This is a genomic window from Nonomuraea sp. NPDC004354, from assembly GCF_053602555.1.
In genome coordinates, this window is record NZ_JBSGDV010000004.1 from 49,835 (window position 1) to 69,298 (window position 19,464).

Annotated in this window: 20 protein-coding genes and 1 pseudogene; 10 read left to right on the plus strand and 11 right to left on the minus strand. The window is 71.6% G+C overall.

Annotated features, from left to right (window positions below):
- Positions 1-3: 3 nt before the first annotated feature.
- The gene (locus ACWENQ_RS14960; protein WP_354914905.1) at positions 4-207 is read left to right on the plus strand and encodes an FmdB family zinc ribbon protein; all 204 of its coding nucleotides are present in this window, start codon (positions 4-6) and stop codon (positions 205-207) included.
- 27 nt (positions 208-234) lie between these two features.
- On the opposite strand, the gene ACWENQ_RS14965 is transcribed toward ACWENQ_RS14960, so the two are convergent.
- The 3 genes from ACWENQ_RS14965 to ACWENQ_RS14975 all read right to left on the minus strand — a co-directional run bounded on the left by ACWENQ_RS14965 (position 235) and on the right by ACWENQ_RS14975 (position 2,561).
- Complete coding sequence (locus ACWENQ_RS14965; RefSeq protein ID WP_452414580.1) at positions 235-1,149, minus strand: serine hydrolase; 915 nt, start codon at positions 1,147-1,149, stop codon at positions 235-237.
- A 120-nt stretch (positions 1,150-1,269) separates the two neighbouring features.
- Complete coding sequence (locus ACWENQ_RS14970; RefSeq protein ID WP_452415016.1) at positions 1,270-1,869, minus strand: GNAT family N-acetyltransferase; 600 nt, start codon at positions 1,867-1,869, stop codon at positions 1,270-1,272.
- A 206-nt stretch (positions 1,870-2,075) separates the two neighbouring features.
- The gene (locus ACWENQ_RS14975) at positions 2,076-2,561 is read right to left on the minus strand and encodes a helix-turn-helix transcriptional regulator (protein WP_354914909.1); all 486 of its coding nucleotides are present in this window, start codon (positions 2,559-2,561) and stop codon (positions 2,076-2,078) included.
- Positions 2,562-2,652: 91 nt separating this feature from the next.
- On the opposite strand from ACWENQ_RS14975, the gene ACWENQ_RS14980 reads away from it, so the two are divergent.
- A complete protein-coding gene (locus ACWENQ_RS14980) occupies positions 2,653-3,021 on the plus strand; it encodes a hypothetical protein (RefSeq protein WP_452414581.1) in 369 nt (122 codons plus the stop codon).
- A 70-nt stretch (positions 3,022-3,091) separates the two neighbouring features.
- Here ACWENQ_RS14980 and ilvD read toward each other — a convergent pair whose 3' ends face one another.
- Positions 3,092-4,930, minus strand: coding sequence for a dihydroxy-acid dehydratase (gene ilvD / locus ACWENQ_RS14985; protein WP_449919605.1), 1,839 nt, complete (start codon positions 4,928-4,930; stop codon positions 3,092-3,094).
- A gap of 144 nt (positions 4,931-5,074) precedes the next feature.
- A complete protein-coding gene (locus ACWENQ_RS14990) occupies positions 5,075-5,851 on the minus strand; it encodes a nuclease-related domain-containing protein (protein WP_449919602.1) in 777 nt (258 codons plus the stop codon).
- A 194-nt stretch (positions 5,852-6,045) separates the two neighbouring features.
- On the opposite strand from ACWENQ_RS14990, the gene ACWENQ_RS14995 reads away from it, so the two are divergent.
- The 3 genes from ACWENQ_RS14995 to ACWENQ_RS15005 are packed head-to-tail and all read left to right on the plus strand — an operon-like array spanning position 6,046 to position 8,140.
- Positions 6,046-7,446, plus strand: coding sequence for an amidase (locus ACWENQ_RS14995; RefSeq protein WP_452414583.1), 1,401 nt, complete (start codon positions 6,046-6,048; stop codon positions 7,444-7,446).
- A gap of 41 nt (positions 7,447-7,487) precedes the next feature.
- Positions 7,488-7,775, plus strand: coding sequence for a hypothetical protein (locus tag ACWENQ_RS15000; protein ID WP_452414584.1), 288 nt, complete (start codon positions 7,488-7,490; stop codon positions 7,773-7,775).
- 5 nt (positions 7,776-7,780) lie between these two features.
- The gene (locus ACWENQ_RS15005; protein WP_452414585.1) at positions 7,781-8,140 is read left to right on the plus strand and encodes a DUF5130 family protein; all 360 of its coding nucleotides are present in this window, start codon (positions 7,781-7,783) and stop codon (positions 8,138-8,140) included.
- Positions 8,141-8,158: 18 nt separating this feature from the next.
- On the opposite strand, the gene ACWENQ_RS15010 is transcribed toward ACWENQ_RS15005, so the two are convergent.
- Positions 8,159-8,668 carry an HNH endonuclease gene (locus ACWENQ_RS15010; RefSeq protein ID WP_354914927.1) on the minus strand — a complete coding sequence of 170 codons (510 nt, stop codon included), beginning with the start codon at positions 8,666-8,668 and terminating at the stop codon, positions 8,159-8,161.
- Between the two features lie 254 nt (positions 8,669-8,922).
- On the opposite strand from ACWENQ_RS15010, the gene ACWENQ_RS15015 reads away from it, so the two are divergent.
- The 3 genes from ACWENQ_RS15015 (at position 8,923) to ACWENQ_RS15025 (ending at position 12,189) form a co-directional block, all read left to right on the plus strand.
- On the plus strand, positions 8,923-10,959 hold the full coding sequence (locus ACWENQ_RS15015) for a prolyl oligopeptidase family serine peptidase (RefSeq protein ID WP_452414587.1): 2,037 nt from the start codon (positions 8,923-8,925) through the stop codon (positions 10,957-10,959).
- A 73-nt stretch (positions 10,960-11,032) separates the two neighbouring features.
- Positions 11,033-11,860: a helix-turn-helix domain-containing protein gene (locus ACWENQ_RS15020; protein WP_449919588.1), complete on the plus strand. Its 828-nt coding sequence runs from the start codon at positions 11,033-11,035 to the stop codon at positions 11,858-11,860.
- The gene (locus ACWENQ_RS15025) at positions 11,857-12,189 is read left to right on the plus strand and encodes a VOC family protein (RefSeq protein WP_449919586.1); all 333 of its coding nucleotides are present in this window, start codon (positions 11,857-11,859) and stop codon (positions 12,187-12,189) included. Before ACWENQ_RS15020 ends, ACWENQ_RS15025 begins: the two co-directional genes overlap by 4 nt.
- Positions 12,190-12,298: 109 nt before the next feature.
- Here ACWENQ_RS15025 and purU read toward each other — a convergent pair whose 3' ends face one another.
- The 5 genes and pseudogenes from purU to ACWENQ_RS15050 all read right to left on the minus strand — a co-directional run bounded on the left by purU (position 12,299) and on the right by ACWENQ_RS15050 (position 16,773).
- Complete coding sequence (gene purU / locus ACWENQ_RS15030) at positions 12,299-13,147, minus strand: formyltetrahydrofolate deformylase (protein ID WP_452414589.1); 849 nt, start codon at positions 13,145-13,147, stop codon at positions 12,299-12,301.
- Positions 13,144-14,160, minus strand: coding sequence for an aminomethyltransferase family protein (locus tag ACWENQ_RS15035; protein WP_452414591.1), 1,017 nt, complete (start codon positions 14,158-14,160; stop codon positions 13,144-13,146). Before ACWENQ_RS15035 ends, purU begins: the two co-directional genes overlap by 4 nt.
- A 103-nt stretch (positions 14,161-14,263) precedes the next feature.
- Positions 14,264-14,797: pseudogene (locus ACWENQ_RS15040) on the minus strand (NAD(P)/FAD-dependent oxidoreductase); the annotation flags it as partial.
- The gene (locus tag ACWENQ_RS15045) at positions 14,770-15,678 is read right to left on the minus strand and encodes a LysR family transcriptional regulator (protein ID WP_452414592.1); all 909 of its coding nucleotides are present in this window, start codon (positions 15,676-15,678) and stop codon (positions 14,770-14,772) included. The pseudogene ACWENQ_RS15040 and the gene ACWENQ_RS15045, both read right to left, overlap by 28 nt.
- Before the next feature lie 6 nt (positions 15,679-15,684).
- Entirely contained in the window at positions 15,685-16,773 is a 1,089-nt protein-coding gene (locus tag ACWENQ_RS15050; protein WP_452414593.1) for a pyridoxal-phosphate-dependent aminotransferase family protein, read from the minus strand.
- Positions 16,774-17,037: 264 nt separating this feature from the next.
- Between ACWENQ_RS15050 and ACWENQ_RS15055 the strand changes: the two genes are divergently transcribed.
- Complete coding sequence (locus tag ACWENQ_RS15055; protein ID WP_452414595.1) at positions 17,038-17,961, plus strand: anion permease; 924 nt, start codon at positions 17,038-17,040, stop codon at positions 17,959-17,961.
- A 534-nt stretch (positions 17,962-18,495) separates the two neighbouring features.
- On the plus strand, positions 18,496-19,176 hold the full coding sequence (locus ACWENQ_RS15060; RefSeq protein ID WP_452414596.1) for a DUF47 domain-containing protein: 681 nt from the start codon (positions 18,496-18,498) through the stop codon (positions 19,174-19,176).
- The last annotated feature ends 288 nt before the right edge of the window (positions 19,177-19,464 follow it).

Sequence of the window (19,464 nt, forward strand, 5' to 3'; positions counted from 1 at the left end):
GCCATGCCGCGTTACGACTTCCGCTGCCGCGCCTGCGGTTCCACGTTCGAGCTCACCCGCCCGATGTCGGCCTCCGGCGACCCCGCGGCCTGCCCCGAGGGCCACACCGACACGGTCAAGCTGCTGTCCACGGTCGCCGTGACCGGCGGCGCCACCGCACCCTCGGGTGGCGGCGGCGGGTGCTGCGGCGGCGGCTGCTGCTCCTGACCGCTCTCGGCCGCCCGCCGGGGCGCGCTATGCGGGCGACTCGACACCCGTGAACGCGCGAACGGCCAGCGTGGCCACCCGCTCGACGGTCTCGACCCCCGTGTCCATGGCGGGGCTGCGCTCCGACAGCACCGCGACGAGCAGGTCGTGGCCGGGCAGCGCGAGCCGGCCGACGCTGTTGACGGTGCACCCGCCGTCGTGCAGGCCGACGGGCAGCCAGCCGTTCTTCAGCGCCACCCGGCCCCGCCCCGCCGCCGCGCCGACACCCCACGCCTGCGCGGGAACGACCGACGACATCAGCTCGAGCGCGTAGCGGCGGTGGCCGGTCGCCAGCGGTCCTGCCGGGCCGGTCAGCCGGTCGAGCACCTTCACCTGGTCGGACGGCCTGCTCAGGGTCATGCCCCAGCTGTAGCCGGGCATCGTGTGGGAGATGCCGAGCCCGTACAGGACTCTGGCCAGGCCGCGCGGCCCGCCGATGGCGGTGTACAGGCGTTCGGCGCTGGCGTTGTCGCTCTGTCTGATCATCCGGTCGGCGTGCCGCCGTTCCCGGGCCGTCAGCTCGCGCGCCTGGCTCTGGGCGCGCAGCAGGAGAGCGAGCAGGATGTCCACCTTCACGACGCTGGCCAGCGGGAACGGCTCGTCCTCGTGGAAGGCGTACCGGATGCCGGTGGTCCGGTCATGGACGGCCACCGCGCACCGGCCGGGGCGGCCGGCGAGGTAGGCGGTGAGCGAGCGGTCCAGCCTGCGCCGCGTCTGCTCGGGCAGCGCCGACCCGGCCGCGTCGCGCTCGGCCGCATCGCGCTCGACGGCATCGCGCTCGGCGGCGGAGGGCGCGGTCTCCGCCGCCCGATGCGCAGGAGCCGACGGCGCGGCGTCGGCGTGCGCGCACCCGCCGGCGAGGATCGCCGGCACGGCGACGAGCACGATGCCCCGTAAACGCATGCAGGGAGCCTGCCAGCCGTCCGGCAAGGCCAGTGGCTGCCGAAGGTCAAGGGCCGCCCAAGGTCCCGGACGGCGACGGCGTGGGACCGGAGCGGGTCCCGCCCTCAGGCCGGGGGGTTGTCAGCGGAGGGGCAGGGTCGGGTGCGGGCCGGTGGGGGCATGGCCCGTCATGGTGCTGGTGATGGCCCACCGCTCGTGGTCGCGCCAGGCTCCGTCGATGAACAGCAGGTCGGGTGAGTAGCCCTCCATGCGGAAGCCGAGCCGCCGGACGAGCTTCAGGGAAGCCTGGTTGTCCGGCTGGATGTTGGCCTCCAGCCGGTGGAGTCGCAGGTGCTCGAACGCGTACCGCAGCACCAGGCCGAGCCCTTCGGACATGTATCCCTGGCCGGCGGAGGGAGCGAAGGCCGCGTAGCCGAGGGAGCCGCACTGGAAGCGTCCGCGGATGATGCTGTTGATGTTGACGGTGCCCGCGACGGCGCCGGTGTCCCGCACGCGGACCAGCAGTCCCTCGGCGGCCGCCGGGTCGTCGAACCGCCGCAGATAGGTCTGGAACTCCTGCGGCGTGGTGGGCAGTGCCATCCACGGCCGGTGCAGGTCCGCGCTGGCGTGGACCAGGTCGAGGAACTCGCGTTGGTCGTCGCCGGTGATCGGACACAAGGTCACGCGGCAGGAACCCAGCCGCTCATCGGTCAGGAACGTCTCGGCCCCGTCGCTCCGCATCACACGGGGAACGGTATCGCGGTTCGCGGCGAGGACACGAAGCGCGCGGCGGCCCCCGCCCCCCTTCGACACGGGGAAACCGGGCGCCGCGGCCTCCCGCCCCGGGAGGGGCCGGGAGACCGCGGCGGGATGGCGTCCCCCGCCGCCGTGGGACGGGAGACCGCGGTGGGACGGCATCCCCCGCCGCCGTGGGGCGGGGGACAGGGTCAGGCGGCTTTGCGCCGCTGGAACGGCAGGAATCGTTCGGCGAGGTGCGGCCGGGCGGGGGTCAGCGTCGGCTCCACCGCGATGATGCGGTCGAACCGGAACGCCCTGATCCCGCGACGCAGCCGGCACACGCCGACCAGGTACCAGTATTCGCGGTGGACCAGGCAGGTCACCGGGTCGACGTCACGGATCGTGACGTGGCCCCCGGCGTCGCGGTAGTGGATGCGGATGACGAGCCTGCTGGTGATCGCCTCGGCGATCACCCTGGCTCGGGAGGCCACCTCCACGGGCAGCGGATCGGTGAGCGTCGCGAGGGTGGTGGCGATGACGTCGTCGTCGAGCTCCAGGTGCTCGAACGCGTGACGCAGGCCGCGGCGCGCGGTGACGGCCTGCGGGCCCGATCCCAGGTGCGCCAGGGAGAGGGCGAGGGCGGCGATCTCGGCGGTCGTCAGGGGTCGCGTGGAGGACTTCACGACTGTCGTCATACCCCGAGAGTACGGGACGGCACCGACAATTTTCGAAAGAGTGTACGGCTATCGGCATCCGGATGAAGCGTGCACATCGTCGACCTGCCGGATGCCGCCGGGGCGCGCGTTCGTCTTCGACGAGCCCGACTACCAGGCCGGTGTGTACCGGGACGTGGTGTTGCGTCGCTGGCGCAACGTGCTGGGGCGCACCATGTGGGACTTCCCCTGCGGCCGGGACGGCGGCAACCGGTATCTGGCGCTGGGCCTCGGCTGCGGGCAGACCGCCGACCTCGTCCCGCCGCCCGACCGGGACGAGCTGATCGCGTACGGGCCGCCGCTGTCCGACGACGGCACCACCTGGCTGGGTACGGCGCTGCTGGTCCGGGCGCCGGACCCGGATGCGGCACGCGCCGTCCTGGCCGTGGACCGCTACGCCGACATCGCGGTCCACGACTGGGAATTCGGGGGGCGGCGGTAGCCCACCGCGTTCCCCTCATCCGGAGGTGTCGCGACGCCCACGAGAAGGCGCGGGCCGTTCGGGAGGCGCGTCAGCGCGACAGCTGGGACAGGTCCCGGGAGGCGCCCGTCGAGGCGGACGTCGTCATCGCGGCGTAGGCCTGCAGCGCCACGCTCACCGGCCGCTGACGCTCGCGCGGGCGATAGCCGCCCAGGTCGGCCAGCAGCCGCTCGCGCCGCTGGGCCAGCTCGGCCTCCGGCACCCGCAGCTCCAGGAGCCGGTTGGGGATGTCGATCTCGATGAGGTCGCCGTCTTCCACCAGCGCGATCGCGCCGCCCTCCGCCGCCTCCGGGGAGGCGTGGCCGATGGACAGGCCCGAGGTGCCGCCGGAGAAACGCCCGTCGGTGACCAGCGCGCACGCCTTGCCGAGCCCCTTGCCCTTGAGGAAGGAGGTCGGGTACAGCATCTCCTGCATGCCGGGGCCGCCCTTCGGGCCCTCGTAGCGGATGACGACCACGTCGCCCTCCTTGACCCTGCCGCCGAGGATGCCTTCGACGGCATCCTCCTGCGACTCGAACACCACGGCCGGTCCGGTGAACCTCCAGATCGACTCGTCGACGCCCGCGGTCTTCACCACGGCGCCGTCGCGGGAGATGTTGCCGTAGAGGACGGCCAGGCCGCCGTCCTTGCTGTAGGCGTGCTCCCGGTCGCGGATGCAGCCCTCGGCCCGGTCGAGGTCGAGGGAGTCCCAGCGGTTGTCCTGGGAGTACGGCTTGACGGTGCGGACGTTGCCCGGCGCGGCGTGCCACAGCTCGACGGCCTCGGGCAGCACGGTCTCCGAGGCGGGGTCCCAGGCGGCGATGACCTCGCCGAGCGTGCCGCCGTTGACGGTGTGCACGTCGCGGTGAAGCAGGCCCGCCCGGTCGAGCTGCCCCAGGATGCCGGGGATGCCGCCGGCCCGGTGGACGTCCTCGATGTGGTACTTGTTCGTGGCCGGGGCGACCTTGCACAGGCACGGCACCCGCAGGGAGATCTCGTTGATCTCCTTGAGCCCGAAGTCGACCTGGGCCTCGCGGGCGGCCGCCAGGATGTGCAGGATCGTGTTGGTGGAGCCGCCCATGGCCACGTCGAGCGCCATGGCGTTCTCGAAGGAGTCCTTGGTGGCGATCGCGCGCGGCAGCACCGTCTCGTCGTCGCCGTCGTAGTAGCGCTTGGCGAGTTCGACCACGCGGCGACCGGCGTCCTCGAAGAGCCTCTTGCGCGCCTTGTGCGTGGCCAGGATGGTGCCGTTGCCGGGGAGCGCCAGGCCCATCGCCTCGGCCAGGCAGTTCATGGAGTTGGCGGTGAACATGCCCGAGCAGGAGCCGCAGGTCGGGCAGGCGTTCTCCTCCATCTCCAGGAGCTCCTCGTCGGAGACGGACGCGTCGGCCGCGGCGATCATCGGGTCGACCAGGTCGAGCTTGCGGCCGGGCGTCTTGCCCGCCTCCATCGGCCCGCCGGAGACGAAGATCGTCGGAATGTTCAGCCTGAAGGCGGCCAGCAGCATGCCGGGCGTGATCTTGTCGCAGTTGGAGACGCAGATCAGGGCGTCGGCGCAGTGCGCGTTCACCATGTACTCCACGGCGTCGGCGATCAGCTCCCGGCTGGGCAGGGAGTAGAGCATGCCGCCGTGGCCCATGGCGATGCCGTCGTCGACGGCGATCGTGTTGAACTCGCGCGGGATCGCCCCCGCCTCCCTGATCGCGCCGGCGACGACCTCGCCGACCTCGCGCAGGTGCACGTGACCCGGCACGAACTGGGTGAAGCTGTTGGCCACCGCGATGATGGGCTTGCCGAAGTCGCTGCCGGCTACACCGGTCGCCCGGAGCAGGGCCCGGGCGCCGACCATGTTCCTGCCGTGCGTGACCGTACGAGACCTGAGGGCGGGCATGTGCGCTTCTCCCATCGACTAGCGAGTCTTCACATGGTACGACCCTCGCTCGGTGACTGAGACGCGCGTCCACGGGCCGGACAGCCACCCGCCCATGCGAAAGCCGCCGCACGGCGTGCGGCGGCTTTGCTCCAGCCGGCCCCGCTAGCCCTCGCCGTAGCGGGGCGGCAGCACCTGGGCGGCGATCTGGTACAGCCGCTCGATCTCCTCGTCGGTGAGGGCGCGCTCCCGCTTGGTGATCCACTTGCGCGCCCGGCCGCCCTCGTAGACGTCCACGTCGCGGATCGTCATGATCTTCCAGGGGACGGGCGGGCCGTAGATCGCCAGCGACGCCACGACCGTGACCTCACGGCCGTAGGACTTGCTGATCAGCTCGCTGGCCTGCGTCGCCTCCCACTTGGCCTCGGTGAGGCGCGGCTTCATGTCGAAGGGCCCGTGGAAGAGCTTCTTGCCCATCTGCACGCGCACCGGCAGGCGCTTGTCCCACTTCTCCGAGTCGACCGCGTAGACGCCCGTCGGGCCGATGACCAGATGGTCGATCTGCGCCTCGCTGCCGGGGATCGCCCTGGCGTGGAGGGTGCGGTAGCCGCTGCGCTCCAGCCGCTTCAGCTGCGCCTCGGTCCTGCGCTCGGCGACCGAGGAGCGCCGCCACGCGGGCACCGTGGAGTGCGACCTGGCGCGGTAGACCGTGTCGGCGATCGCGGCGAGGACGGCCGCGGTGATGCCCACGCGCACGTCGGCGGCGAGGAAGCCCACCACCACGCCGGCGGCCACGGCGATCAGGACGCGGACGCCCAGATGCCGGAATCGGGGCTGCTGGAGCAGGCTGAGCAGGGAAGCGCGCTCGACCGGCGCGTACGTTGAGGTGGGTGTGGAGTGGTCGGCGGCGGTGCCCTCGTCGTCGGCAGGCCTGTCACTCACCCAGATCGGTGACGTAGTGTTACCGTCTTCGCGCTGCTTAGCGGAGTCCACGCTACAAACGGTAGCCGAGGGCCCGGCCGGTGCCTACTGCTGGCGCGTCCATAGTTTTATGGCCCACGTCACCGCGTTTACCACCGGAATTCGGGGTATCTACCTCTTTTCTTCTCTAGACAACTCGGCCTACTCTGCGGTTCGTGGCGCACATACATGATCTCACCGCTCGTGAGCAGGCGGAAGCCGTCAGGCGCCGGGAAATCTCACCAGTTGAGATCGTTGAACACTACCTCGAGCGCATCGAGCGGATCGACCCGCAGGTCGGCGCCTATGTCACGGTGACGGCCGAGCGCGCGCTCGCCCAGGCGCGCGCGCTCACCGAGCCGCGCGGCCCCCTGTACGGCGTGCCGATCCCGATCAAGGATCTCAACCTGGTCAAGGACGTGCCGATCAGGTTCGGCTCGGCGACCTACGAGGACTTCGTCGCGCCCGTCGACGACACGGTCGTGGAGCGGCTGCGCGACGCCGGCACCGTCATGCTGGGCAAGACCGCGACGCCCGAGTTCGGCCTGCCGTGCTACACCGAGACCGCCGTGTCGCCGCCCAGCCGTACGCCGTGGGACCTGTCACGCTCGGCGGGCGGGTCGAGCGGCGGCGCGGCGGCCGCGGTGGCGGCGGGGCTGGCGCCCGCCGCGCACGGCAGCGACGGCGCGGGGTCGATCAGGATCCCCTCGTCGGTCTGCGGCCTGTTCGGCATCAAGCCGACGCGGGGCCGCATCAGCTTCGCCCCGATCATCCCGGACCTGGCGGGGCTGTCGACCAACGGGCCGATCGCCAGGACCGTGGCCGACGCCGCGGCGCTGCTGGACGTGATGGCGCACAACAACCCAGGTGACCTCTACCTCGCCCCGCCGCACGAGGGCACCTTCCTCGAGTGCGCGGCCATGGAGCCCGGCCGCCTGCGGATCGCGCGCTACGCGACTCCCGTCGTGGAGGGGGCCGAGGTGCACCCCGACGTGCTGGCCGCCTACGAGGCGGCGAGCAAGACCCTGGAGGGTCTCGGGCACGAGATCGTCGACATCGCCTCGCCGTTCGGGCCCGACCTGGTACCGCAGTTCGTCACGATGTGGTTCACCTTCGCCTGCATGCACCCGGTCGCGCTCGACCGGCAGGACCTGCTGCGCCCGCTGACGGCGTGGCTGCGCGAGCGCGGCTTCGCCGTACCGGCGCCCGCGTTCCTGCAGGCGCAGTCGTCGCTGCAGCTGGCCACGCGCATGGCGCTGATGGCGACCGACCCCTACGACGCGGTGCTCACGCCCACGGTCATGCAGCCGCCCGTCCCCGTCGGCTGGTTCGAGGACGGCGGCGACCCGGAGGAGACCTTCGAGCGGATGAAGCGCTTCGCCCCCTTCCCGCCGGTCTACAACGTGAGCGGGCAGCCCGCCGTCAACCTCCCGCTGCACTGGAACGCCGACGGCCTGCCGATCGGCGTCATGCTGGCGGGACGGGTGGGCGGCGAGGGCACGCTGATCTCGCTGTCGGCGCAGGTCGAGGCGGCCCGGGGCGGCTTCTGGGGCAGGCGGAGACCGCCCGTCTGGTGACGGGGCTGGTCCGCGCGTCGCGGCGGGTTTACCGTCGAGGTGTGGACAGCGCGCTGGAGATCTTCGGTTTCCTCGTCGGAACCTCGCTCGGGCTGTTTCTGCTGATCAGCCTGGTGGTCATGCTGCCGTCCAGGACGGCCAAGGGGGAGCCCCCCGGCGTCGTGTGGCTGGGCGGCCCCGGGCACAGCGAGCACGGTGTCAGCACCTCGGGGCTGGTGCTCGCCGACCGCAGGGCCCACTGGGCGCCCGCGCCCGAGGTCGACTGGGTGGGCGAGGCCGAGACCGCCGAGCCGGCCAGAGGCGTCGGCGGCGCCTCGGCGGGGTGGTGACGGCGATGCGCACGCTCACCCCCGCCCAGGCCGACGACGTCCGCACGGCGCTGCAGCACGCCGAACGGCGCAGCGGGCTGCGCTTCAGCGCCTTCCTCGGCGCCTCCGCGGACGGCAGGCGCCACTTCGCCGAGCGCCTGCACGCCGCGATGGGAGAGGAGTCGCCTGACGCGGTGCTCATCCTCGTCGACCCCGAGGGCCGCGGCCTGGAGATCGTCACGGGCGAGAACGCCAGGCGGCGGCTGTCCGACGGGGCGTGCAGGCTGGCCGCCATGTCGATGGCCACCGCCTTCAGCGCCGGCGACCTCGCCGGTGGCCTGCTCTACGGGATCCACACTCTGGCCGAGCAGGCCACGCGACGCTGAGCCGGCGGCGCGCCGCCGCTAGGCCGCCGTCTCGGACAGGTAGGGCGCCCACTGGGGATCGCCGACGAGCTGGGCGCCGATGAGCCGCCAGTGGGCGCCCCTTGGCACCGCGGGGGCGACGCGCAGCGTCCACCCCAGCTCCTCCAGGAACTTGTCGGCCTTCCTGTGGTTGCACGGCATGCACGAGGCGACGCAGTTCTCCCACGTGTGGGTGCCGCCCCGCGAACGGGGGATGACGTGGTCGATGGTCTCGGCCCGCTGCCCGCAGTAGGCGCAGCGGAAGTCGTCACGACGCATGAGCGCCGCCCGTGTCAGGGGGATGCGAGACCGGTAGGGAATACGGACATATCTTCGGAGCCTGATCACCGACGGGACGTCCACCGTACAGGTGGCGGAGCGCAGCACCGCTCCCCTGCCGTCACGATGGACGACGTCGGCCTTCTCCCTCAGCACCAGCACGACTGCTCGGTGCAGCGACAGCGTGGTCAGTGGCTCGTAGGTGGCGTTGAGCAGGAGTACTTGGCGCATCAGGGGGCCACCCCCCGACGCAGGGGTATCAGAGGGGCCATGACCCCTGTTGGCGGTCCCTCCTGGGACCCGGTCGCTTCCGTCACGTGGACCTCCGCCGGACGGTCCAACGGATGGTCACCACGGCACCGTCCTTCACCAAGTCTGGCGTTTACGGCATGCCCCCGCCACCCATTACTGATGACCAAAGGGACGCGCGATGTCATATATGCCCGGTCTACTCGGGCTTTACGCGTCACAGGTAGGGTTCAGACATGTACCCAGCAGCTCGCCGAGACGACGTCGTCGAGAACCTGCACGGCACGCCCGTGCCCGACCCCTACCGATGGCTCGAGGACTCCGACGATCCGGAGGTGAAGGGCTGGCTGCTGGCGCAGGAGGAACTGTTCCGGTCGCAGGTCCAGCCGCAGCGGTTCAAGGAGCGCATCGCCGAGCTGCTCCGGTCCGGCTCGGTGGGCGTGCCCGTGTGGCGGGGCGAGCGCCACTTCTTCTCCCGGCGCACACCTGACCAGGAGCACGCCGTCTACTACGCCGTCGACGCCGACGGCACCGAGCGCGCGCTCATCGACCCGATGGCCATCGACTCCTCGGGGCTGACCACGCTCGACGCGGTGCAGCCCGACAAGGAGGGGCGCCTGCTGGCGTACCAGATCTCGGTCGGCGGCGACGAGGAGTCCTCGCTCTACATCGTCGACGTGGCGACGGGCCGGCGGGTCGAGGGCCCGATCGACCGGTGCCGCTACTCCCCCGTCGCCTGGCTGCCCGGCGGCGAGGCGTTCTACTACGTGCGCCGCCTGCCGAGCACCGAGGTGCCCGAGGGCGAGTCGCAGTTCCACCGCCGCGTCTACCTGCACCGCGTCGGCACCTCCACGGAGGACGACGTGATGATCTTCGGCGACGGCATGAAGATGACCAACTACTACGGCGTGTCGGTCTCCCGCGACGGCCGCTGGCTGCAGATCTCCGCCGCCGAGGGCACGGCGCCGCGCAACGACCTGTGGGTGGCCGACCTGACCGCCTCCCCCGCCGAGCGGCCCGAGCTGACCGTGGTCCAGGAGGGCGTCGACGCCCAGACCGGGCTGGTCTTCGGCCGCGACGGGCGCCTGTACGTCCACACCGACCGCGACGCGCCGCGCGCGCGGGTCTGCGTCGCCGACCCGGCCGCCCCGTCGGTCTGGACCGACCTCATCCCCGAGGACCCCGAGGCGGTGCTGACCGACTTCGCCATCCTCGACGACCTCGAGCGGCCGGTCATGCTGGTCGGCTGGACCCGTCACGCGATCAGCGAGATCACCGTGCACGACCTGGCGAGCGGCGAGCGGATCGGCGAGGTGCCCACCCCCGGCCTCGGCACGATCGGCGGGATCTCCGAGCGGCCCGAGGGCGGCCACGAGGCGTGGTTCGGCTACACCGACAACACCACGCCGCCGACCATCCAGCGCTACGACGCCCGCACCGGCGAGACCACGTTGTGGGCCGCCTCCCCCGGCGCGGTCGAGGTGCCGCCGGTCAAGACCTCGCAGGTGGTCTACCGGTCCAAGGACGGCACCGAGGTCCACATGCTGGTGATCGAGCCGGTCGACCGCGAGGGGCCGCGCCCGACGATCCTGAACGGCTACGGCGGCTTCGGCATCTCGATGACGCCCGGCTACTCCGCCTCCATCCTGACCTGGGTCGAGGCGGGCGGCGTCTACGCGATCGCGGGCCTGCGCGGCGGCGGTGAGGAGGGCGAGGACTGGCACCGCGCCGGCATGCTCGCCAACAAGCAGAACGTCTTCGACGACTTCCACGCCGCCGCCGAGCACCTGATCGCCACCGGCGTCACCACCTCCGCGCAGCTGGCCATCTCGGGCGGGTCCAACGGCGGCCTGCTGGTCGGCGCCGCCCTCACCCAGCGGCCCGACCTCTACGCGGCCGTGGCGTGCTCGGCGCCGCTGCTCGACATGATCCGCTACGAGCTGTTCGGGCTCGGCGCCACGTGGAACGTCGAGTACGGCTCGGCCGAGGATCCGGCGGAGTTCCCCTGGCTGTGGGCCTACTCGCCCTACCACCACGTGCGCGAGGGCGTCACCTACCCGGCGACGCTGTTCACCGTCTTCCAGTCCGACACCAGGGTGCACCCGCTGCACGCGTGGAAGATGTGCGCGGCGCTGCAGCAGGCCCAGGCGGGTGACGCGCCGATCCTGCTGCGCAACGAGACCGAGGTGGGGCACGGCGCCCGGTCGGTGAGCAGGACCGTCGACCTGGCCGCCGACCAGCTGACCTTCCTGGCCCGCCACACCGGCCTCTGACGTTCTCTTCCCCCGGGGGCCCCGCGCCTCCGGGGGAAGGGCGAACGCCGGGACGGCCGGGTATGGTCGGGGCATGGACGGGACGGCGGCCGGCCGCGCCCCGGCGGTGCCGGGTCTCACCGCGATCGAGCGCACACCCGGCCCGGCCCTGCGCCCCTACGTCACGCGGATGTGGGCCTACAGCGAACGCTACGACCATCCGGTGACCCGCACCGAGGTGGCGACGCCCGGCGTGGTGCTGATCCTCGCCTTCGGCGCCGCCATGGAGGTCGACGGCGCGCGCCTCACCTCGTTCGTGGGCGGCCTCGGCGACCGCTACACCGTGACCAGGATGACCGCGCCGACGGAGGGCGTGGAGGTCCTGCTCACCCCGTTCGGGGCGCGCCGCCTGTTCGGCGTGCCGATGAGCGGGCTGGCGAACCTCGTGGTGCCGATCGACGACCTGCTGCCCGCGTGGGGTCCTGCGGCGGTCGAAAGGCTCGGCGAGCTCGCCTCGTGGCCCGGCCGTCTCGCGGCCGCCGAGGCGCTGCTGCGGGCCCGCATCCTGGCCGCCCCGCCGCCCGACCCCCGCGTGGTGTGGGCGTGGGATCGCCTGGTCGAGTCGTCGGGAACGGCCGGCGTCACAGGGCTGGCGGGATCGCTCGGCTGGAGCCACCGCCACCTCGTGGCCCGCTTCCGCGACCACGTGGGCCTGACCCCGAAGGCGGCGGCCAGGGTGATCCGCTTCGAGCGGGCGATGAGCCTGCTCCGCTCGGGAGCCGACCTCGCCCGCGTGGCGGCGGCGTGCGGCTTCTACGACCAGCCCCACATGAACCGGGAGTTCCGCGCGATGGCCGGCGCCACGCCCGGTCAGATTCGTCCAAGACACCCGGCGGGCGCGGGCACAGACTCGTTCTCATGACGAGAACCGTTTTCGCGCTCGCCCGCTACCAGGACGTCCAGGCCGCCGTCGGCTTCCTGACCGCGGCCTTCGGGTTCGAGCCGCACGAGGTGATGAAGGACCACGCCGAGATCCTGGTCGGCGACGACATCATCATGCTCGGGCGGGGCACGCCCGGCGGTCCGGGCGTCTACGTCGCCGTCGACGACCCCGACGCGCACCACGACAAGGCGGTGGCCGCGGGCGCCGTCGTCACCATGGAGCTGACGGACCAGCCCTACGGGTCCAGGGAGTACGCGTGCAAGGACCCCGAGGGCAACCTCTGGTTCTTCGGCACCTATCGGCCCTGACCTCGCCTCGTCCGCACGGCCCGCCGGAGTCCCGCTGGAGCACGCGTGACGGACGGGCGGCCACCGGTGAGGGACGGTGGCCGTGGCCTGGCCTGCCGTACGGGAGGGATCAGCGGGGGAAGACGATGGTCTTGTGGCCGTCGAGCAGCACCCGCTGCTCGGCGTGCCACCGGACGGCGCGCGCCAGCGCGACGCACTCGACGTCCCGGCCCATGGCGACCAGGTCGTCCGGCGTGTGGCTGTGGTTGACGCGCGCCACCTCCTGCTCGATGATCGGCCCCTCGTCCAGGTCGGACGTGACGTAGTGGGCGGTCGCGCCGATCAGCTTCACCCCGCGGTCGTGCGCCTGGTGGTACGGCTTGGCGCCCTTGAACGACGGCAGGAACGAGTGGTGGATGTTGATCGCCCGGCCGGCCAGCTTCTCGCACAGGTCGGCCGACAGCACCTGCATGTAGCGGGCGAGCACCACCAGCTCCACCTGGTAGTGCTCGACCAGCGCGAGGATCTCCGCCTCCTGCTTCGGCTTGGTCTCCGGGGTGACCGGCAGGTGGTGGTAGTCGATCCCGTACGACTGGGTGAGCGGCCGCAGGTCGGGATGGTTGGAGGCGACGGCGACGATCTCGATGTCGAGCAGCCCCGAGCGGACCCGGTAGAGCAGGTCGTTCAGGCAGTGGCCGAACCTGCTGACCAGGATGAGCACCCGCGGCTTCACCGAAAGGTCGCGCAGCTTGAACTCCATGCCCCACTCGGGCGCCAGCGCGGCGAAGGCGGCGCTCAGCTCGTCGTGCGGCAGGCCCGCCCTGAACTGCACCCGCATGAAGAACCGCGCGGCGGCCTGGTCGCCGAACTGCTGGCTCTCGGTGATGTTGCAGCCGCTTCTGGCCAGCAGACCAGACACGGCGGCGACCACCCCGGGGCGGTCGGGGCAGGACAACGTCAGGACGTACTCGGCGTTCATACCTTGACTCTCGCGGAGGTGGGATCGTAGGGCGCCTTGCGGCTGATCTGGGCAGGGTACCTCTCTCCCGCGCAGTCCACCTCGGCCATGGCCGGTGTGCCGGTCACGAAGCCGAGCGCCACGGTCCTGCCGATGGTGGGACCGTGGGCGGCGGAGGTGACGTAGCCGTCCGCGAGCAGGGATTCACCTCCCCACAGGTGCGCCTCCGTGGTGATCGACACGATCGTCCTGCGCGCGTCGTGGATCCGGTCCATGCCCCGGAAGGGGGCGCTCTTCTTGCAGGTGAACAGCAGGCCCGCCGCGGCCGGGGTGACGTCGGGGCCGAGCTCGCGGCCCCACGCCCGGTAGCCCTTCTCCAGGCGCATGGCCTCGATCGCGTAGTGGCCTGCCTGCCTGACGCCCGTCGCGAGCAGCGTCTCGTAGACGGTGACCGCGAACTCGGCCGGCACGTAGAGCTCCCAGCCCAGCTCGCCGACGTAGGTGACGCGGCTGGCCCGGACGGTGGCGTGGCCGAGGTCGATCAGCCGCGAGGTGCCGAACTCCCCCAGCTCCGCCTTCGACACCGTGCGCAGGATGTTCCTGGACTCGGGCCCCATGAGGCCGAAGACGGCGTAGGCGCTGGTGACGTCCACCAGGACCGCCCGCCGCTCGCCGATGCCCCTGGAGATGTGGTCGAAGTCGCGCGTGGCCTGCGCCGACCCCGTGACGATGAGGTACTCGTCGGCCGACACCCTGGTCACCGTCAGGTCGCTCTCGTAGCCGCCCCTGTCGTTGAGCATGCCCGTGTAGACGACCCGGCCGACCTCCACGTCGACGTCCGCCGTGCACAGCCACTGCAGCGCCGCGGTGGCCTCCGGACCCTTCAGCGTGAACTTGGCGAACGACGTCTGGTCGAACAGCGCCGCCTCGCTCCTGCAGGCGCCGACCTCCGCGTCGACCGTCTCCTGCCATCCCGGCCTGCCGAAGGTGTACGGCGCGGCCGGCCCGAAGTAGTTGACCCGCTCCCAGCCCATCTTGGCGCCGAAGCAGGCGCCCGACGCGGCCAGCAGGTGGTGTGGCGGTCTCCACGCCGCGCACCCGCCCGTCCCTGACGGCGGTGCCGGTGACCCTGGCGCGCTCGACGACCTCCACGCCGCGCCGCTGGGCTCCGCGGGCCAGGGCCTGGGTGAGGTCGGAGGGGTTCGCCTTGCCGTCGCCCGGCAGCCACACGCCGCCGACCAGGTCGTCGGTGCGCATGACCGGCCACAGCTCGCCCGCCTCCCTGGCGGTGACGACCTCGACGGCGATGCCGTAGGCACGGGCCTGCGCCGCCGTCCTTCTGAGCTGGGTCATCCGCTCGGGGGTGCGGGCGACGCTGACGCTGCCGCAGCGCTTCCAGCCGGTGCCGAACCCCGTCTCCCTCTCCAGGCGGGCGTACAGGTCGGTGCTGTACCTGATCAGCCTGGTCATGCTCTCGGTACTGCGCAGCTGCCCGACCAGTCCTGCCGCGTGCCAGGTGGTGCCGCACGACAGCCGACCCTGCTCCAGCACGACGACGTCGCTCCAGCCCAGCTCGGCCAGATGGTAGGCCACGCTGCAGCCGACGATGCCACCGCCGACGATGACGACCTGCGCCCGGCTCCTCAAGAAACGCTCCTCAACCTGGGCCATGTGCGCACCGAGCGCAGCATGGCGATGAAAGCCTGTTCGGCGGGGCCCAGCAGCCGGTCGCGGCGGTGGGCCAGCACGATCGGGCGGGGCCTGGGCGCGGGAGTGACCTCCACCGCGGCCAGCCGCCCGTCGGCGAGCTCCTGCTCCACGCAGTGCTCCGACACCAGCGAGACGCCGAGCCCCACGGCGACCGCCTGCTTGATCGTCTCGGGGCCCCAGATCTCTGTCCTCTTGTCGAGGCCCCACGTCTCCATCGCCTGTTCCTGCAGCTCACGCGTGGACGAGCCGGGCTCGCGGATGAGGAAGAGCTCCTCGGCCAACGCGGCCGGCTCCGCCGTACCGCTCCTGGACAGGTGGTGGCCCGGCTCGGTGATCACGACGAGCCTGTCCTCCAGGATCGGCTCGCTGACCAGCTGCGGCGCCGAAGGCTGGCCGGCCAGGACGGCGACGCCGATCTCGCCGTCCACCAGCCCGCGCTCGACCTGCTGGCCGTTGCCGACCCGGATGCCGATCTCGATGCCCGGATGGCGGTCGCGGAAGGCGGCCAGCAGCGGCGGCAGCAGGTAGGTGCCGACCGTGGTGGTGCCGCCGGCGACCAGCTTGCCGGCCTGCAGCCCCGAAACCTGCCGGATGGCGGCCACCGCCTCGTCGGCGAGCAGGAAGACGCGCCTGGCGTACTCCAGCATGACCTCGCCCTCGGGCGTGAGCCTGATCCGCGCGCCGCTGCGGTCGATCAGCGTGACGCGCAACGCCTGCTCAAGCTGCCTGACCTGGTGCGACACCGACGGCTGGCTCAGGTAGAGCTTCTGCGCCGCGGCCGAGAAACCACCGCACTCCACCACCGTCATGAAGATCCACAGCCGGTGCAGGTTGAGCTGCATGCCTTGTTAACCCCTTGCTGCCTCGATCGACTCGCCGAGCGCCGTTTCGAGCTGCTCGAGCCGGTGCCAGGGGATCTCCCCCATCGTGCAGATGCGGAAGAAATCGTCCGACAGTCGCCCCTGACCTGCGTAGACAACGTAGCCGCGCTTCTTGAGCTCGTCGTGAAGCGCCTGGTACGTCACACCGTCCGGCAGGTGAAGCATCGTCACGGTGTTGGACCTGAAACGTTCATCGACGAGGATCTTCAGGCCCAGCCGTTCGAACTGCCCGCGCACCAGCGCCGCCCGCTCGCGGTACAGCTTGGTCCGCGCCGCGAACCCGCCCTGCGCCTCGTACTCCTCGATCGCCTCGTCCAGGGCGTAGCAGACCTGGACGGCAGGCGTGAACGGCACGTCGTTGTTCAGATAGCCGGCCGCGTCGAGGTAGAGGCTGCGCTCGGGAACCTCGTGGATCCTGGCGACCGAGGCCGGGCTGCACAGGATGAACGCCATGCCCGGCAGGCCGTGCAGACCCTTGTTGGCGGTGCCGCAGACCACGTCGACGCGCACGTCCGCGAGGTCCTGGTCCTCGATCGCGGTGCCGGAGATCGCGTCGATCACGAACAGCGCTCCCGAACCCGCGACGACCTCGCCGATCTCCCTGATCGGGTTGATGAGGCCGGTCGTGGTCTCGTGGTGGACGCAGACCACCGCGTCGATGTCGTCGTGCGCGGCGAGCGCGCGCCGCACCGCCTCCGGGTCGGCCGGGACCGTCCAGTCGCTCCTGACCTCGTGGACGGCGATGCCGTGCGCGCGGGCGATCTTGATCATGCGGTCGCCGTACACGCCGTTGTTGACGACGAGCACCGCGCGGCCCTCCCGCACGGAGCTGATCACCGCCATCTCCATGGCGGCCGTCCCCGAACCGGTGACCAGGACGGCCTCGTGGGTGCCGCCGAGGTTCAGGCAGCGGGGCAGCGCCTCGCGGATCCTGAACAGCAGCTCGGTGAACTCCGGCTCGCGGTGGCACAGGTCTCCGCGCAGCAGGGCGTCCTTGACCCGCTGGGACGTACAGGCTGGTCCGGGATTCAGCAGAATGAGCTCTTCGTCCATCATCCACTCGATCTTCTGGAGATATCGGGCGTAATGGACGCTAGCCGGGTGCCCAGCCTGCGACCAGGCAGGATTTCGCTATGACCCTCATAGGCGGACGACGCCGGGCGGCCCCCTCGCCACCCCGCGCCCAGGTGTTCCGCGCGTCGGTGATCTGGGGAGCCTTCGACTCGCCGGCGACACGACCATGACCCGTGACAGCGTCTATATCGGACATCATGAATGACGGGCTTGTGATCCCTTCGCCCGTCGGATTGGGTGAAGCGCATGCCCCTGGAGGTCGTGGTCGCCGGCCTGTTCGCCGTCGTGTCGGGGATGAACGACGGCGGCGCGCTGCTGGCCACCGGGCTCAAGCTCCCCGCCGTCCGGCCCGTCGTCGGCGTCCTCACCCTGGTCCTGCTGACCGGCGCGGTGCCGCTGGTGTCCCAGCACGTGGCGCAGACCTTCGCCACCCGGCTCGCCTCCTTCGAAGGCCCGGACGCCTCCCGCGCCATGATCGTCGCCGTGCTGTCGGCCATCGCGGTCGTCCTGGCGCTCAGCCACTACGGGCAGCCCACCAGCCTGACCCTCGCCATCGTCGGCGGCCTCACCGGCGCCGGCCTCGGTGCCGGGCTCCAGGTGTCGGCGGCTTCCGTGACGCTCGTGCTCGCCGTCGGGATGCTGGCGCCCTTCGCCGGAGCGCTGGCCGGCTGGGTCGTGATCCGGCTGCTCGTCCTCCTGACCGACGCCCGGGGCCTGCGCCGGTGGCACTGGGCGGGCTTCCTCCTGCAGTGCGTCGCCTACGCGGCCAACGACGGGCAGAAGATGCTGGCCGTCTTCCTGATCGCCCTGGGCACCTCGGGGCCGCCCGTCTCGTTCACCGCCGCGCTGCTGTTCGGCCTCGGGACCGTGTACGGCATGCCCAAGGCGGGCCGTACGCTCAGCCGGGAGATCATCGTGTCCCGGCCGTTGCACGGGGTGACGGCCGAACTGGCGTCCGGCGCGACGGTGATCGGGTGCGCGGCGGCCGGGATGCCGGTGAGCATGACCCAGGCCATCGCGGGCGGACTCATCGGCGCGGGCGTCGCCCAGGGCAGCGGCAGGGTGCGGTGGTACGCGGCCGTCAAGATCGTGCTCGCCTGGATCCTCACCTTGCCGGCGGCTGGACTGCTGGCGGCTCTGACGGCCCTCGCTCTGCGGGAGCTCGGGTGAGGCGCGAAGAGGAGGCCGGCCAGGAACGGGCCCGCGCAACCGCACCGAAGGCACGAAGCCGAAGGCACGAAGCCGAAGGCACGAAGCCGAAGGCACGAAGCCGAAGGATGGACGGCTGTTTCGTGGAACCGGAGCCGGGGTGCCCTGGGCATGCCATCAAGAAGCGGGCAGCCGGCGAACCCCCCGAAGAGACCGTGCCACCCCCGCCCACCGGCAGGTCCGAAGTGGTGCCGTGAGCGAGCAACGGGCCCGGCGGTACCGGAAACCCGGCGGACTCCCGAGAACGACGCCCCGGACCGGGAAGACCGAGTATGGGAGTTCGTTCCGAATCGGAGCCGGTGGCGGGACGGAAGCCGGAGCCCCGGGACAGGGAGGCGGAGTCTGGAAGGGTGGGACATGGAGCCGGCGCCACGGACGCAGGGAGAGACCGACGCGGGACGACAGAGCCAGGACGACGAAGAGGCTCGAAGGCACAGCGGGCCTTCGGGACGAGGCATCGCCGCCAACGGTGTGTGGCGGTACGGAGGCGTACGGATGATTGCCGGTGAGGCCAGGGCGCGGGCGCAGGACGGCAGGCGCCCGGCGAAACGGCTGAGCCGGATTCGCGACCTGCTGGCCGGGCGGATGGACGGTGCCCTCACCGACGCGCTCGCCGGACAGTTGGAGGCGACCAAGGAGGGCGCCTGGCTGGCCATGGCGATGATCAGCGGCGAGGTGGGCAGGACCGGCGCGCACGAGCAGATGCGGTCCATCGAACACTTCGGCGACACCGAACGCGCCCGCCTGGTCGAAGAGCTCAAGAACGCGCTGGTCACACCCATCGACAGGGAGGACCTGTTCCGGCTGTCCCGCTCCATCGACGACGTGCTGGACTCGTTGCGTGACTTCGTGCGGGAGTCGCACCTGTACCGGGTACCGGATCAGATCAGGTTCGCTCCGCTGCTGGACCAGGTGATCGTGGGTATCGAGGCGCTGGAGAGCGCGGTGCAGGACCTCGCGTCCCGGCCTTCGGCGGTGGTGCACGACGCGTTGGAGGCCAAGAAGGCGGGAGGCGCCGTCCGGCGGATGTACCAGTACGAGATCGCCCGGATCTTCTCGGGGGAGGTGACCGCCGACGCGATGAAGGAGCGGGAACTCGTCCGGCGCCTGGAGATCGTCGGCATGGCCATCGGCGACGCGGCCGACGCCATCGCCGACGGCGCCATGAAGCGCTGACCTCACGCAGGCGCCTTCCCTGACCGAAGGAGCCCGCATCCGGCCACGACGTAGGCCCACACCCGGGCGAAGCTGCGCCATCCCCACCGCGCGGGCCCACCCCTGAGCGAAGGCGCGCCATCCCCACCGCGCGGGCCCACCCCTGGGCGAAGGCGCCCTTATCCCCGCCGCGCGGGCCCACCCCGGGCGAAGGAGCCGCCAGACGACGGTCTTCGTAAGACCTACGCCGTTGAGAGCCGGCTCGTGCGAGCCGTACAGACGACCACGAACCGGAGGAGATCGTCCAGC

Coding starts and splice junctions, on each gene's coding strand:
- ACWENQ_RS14960 (WP_354914905.1), top strand. CDS start 4: ATGCCGCGTTACGACTTCCGCTGCCGCGCCTGCGGTTCCACGTTCGAG.
- ACWENQ_RS14965 (WP_452414580.1), bottom strand. CDS start 1,149: ATGCGTTTACGGGGCATCGTGCTCGTCGCCGTGCCGGCGATCCTCGCC.
- ACWENQ_RS14970 (WP_452415016.1), bottom strand. CDS start 1,869: ATGCGGAGCGACGGGGCCGAGACGTTCCTGACCGATGAGCGGCTGGGT.
- ACWENQ_RS14975 (WP_354914909.1), bottom strand. CDS start 2,561: ATGACGACAGTCGTGAAGTCCTCCACGCGACCCCTGACGACCGCCGAG.
- ACWENQ_RS14980 (WP_452414581.1), top strand. CDS start 2,653: ATGCCGCCGGGGCGCGCGTTCGTCTTCGACGAGCCCGACTACCAGGCC.
- ilvD (WP_449919605.1), bottom strand. CDS start 4,930: ATGCCCGCCCTCAGGTCTCGTACGGTCACGCACGGCAGGAACATGGTC.
- ACWENQ_RS15005 (WP_452414585.1), top strand. CDS start 7,781: ATGCGCACGCTCACCCCCGCCCAGGCCGACGACGTCCGCACGGCGCTG.
- ACWENQ_RS15010 (WP_354914927.1), bottom strand. CDS start 8,668: ATGCGCCAAGTACTCCTGCTCAACGCCACCTACGAGCCACTGACCACG.
- ACWENQ_RS15015 (WP_452414587.1), top strand. CDS start 8,923: ATGTACCCAGCAGCTCGCCGAGACGACGTCGTCGAGAACCTGCACGGC.
- ACWENQ_RS15020 (WP_449919588.1), top strand. CDS start 11,033: ATGGACGGGACGGCGGCCGGCCGCGCCCCGGCGGTGCCGGGTCTCACC.
- ACWENQ_RS15025 (WP_449919586.1), top strand. CDS start 11,857: ATGACGAGAACCGTTTTCGCGCTCGCCCGCTACCAGGACGTCCAGGCC.
- purU (WP_452414589.1), bottom strand. CDS start 13,147: ATGAACGCCGAGTACGTCCTGACGTTGTCCTGCCCCGACCGCCCCGGG.
- ACWENQ_RS15035 (WP_452414591.1), bottom strand. CDS start 14,160: ATGGGCTGGGAGCGGGTCAACTACTTCGGGCCGGCCGCGCCGTACACC.
- ACWENQ_RS15045 (WP_452414592.1), bottom strand. CDS start 15,678: ATGCAGCTCAACCTGCACCGGCTGTGGATCTTCATGACGGTGGTGGAG.
- ACWENQ_RS15050 (WP_452414593.1), bottom strand. CDS start 16,773: ATGATGGACGAAGAGCTCATTCTGCTGAATCCCGGACCAGCCTGTACG.
- ACWENQ_RS15055 (WP_452414595.1), top strand. CDS start 17,038: ATGCCCCTGGAGGTCGTGGTCGCCGGCCTGTTCGCCGTCGTGTCGGGG.
- ACWENQ_RS15060 (WP_452414596.1), top strand. CDS start 18,496: ATGATTGCCGGTGAGGCCAGGGCGCGGGCGCAGGACGGCAGGCGCCCG.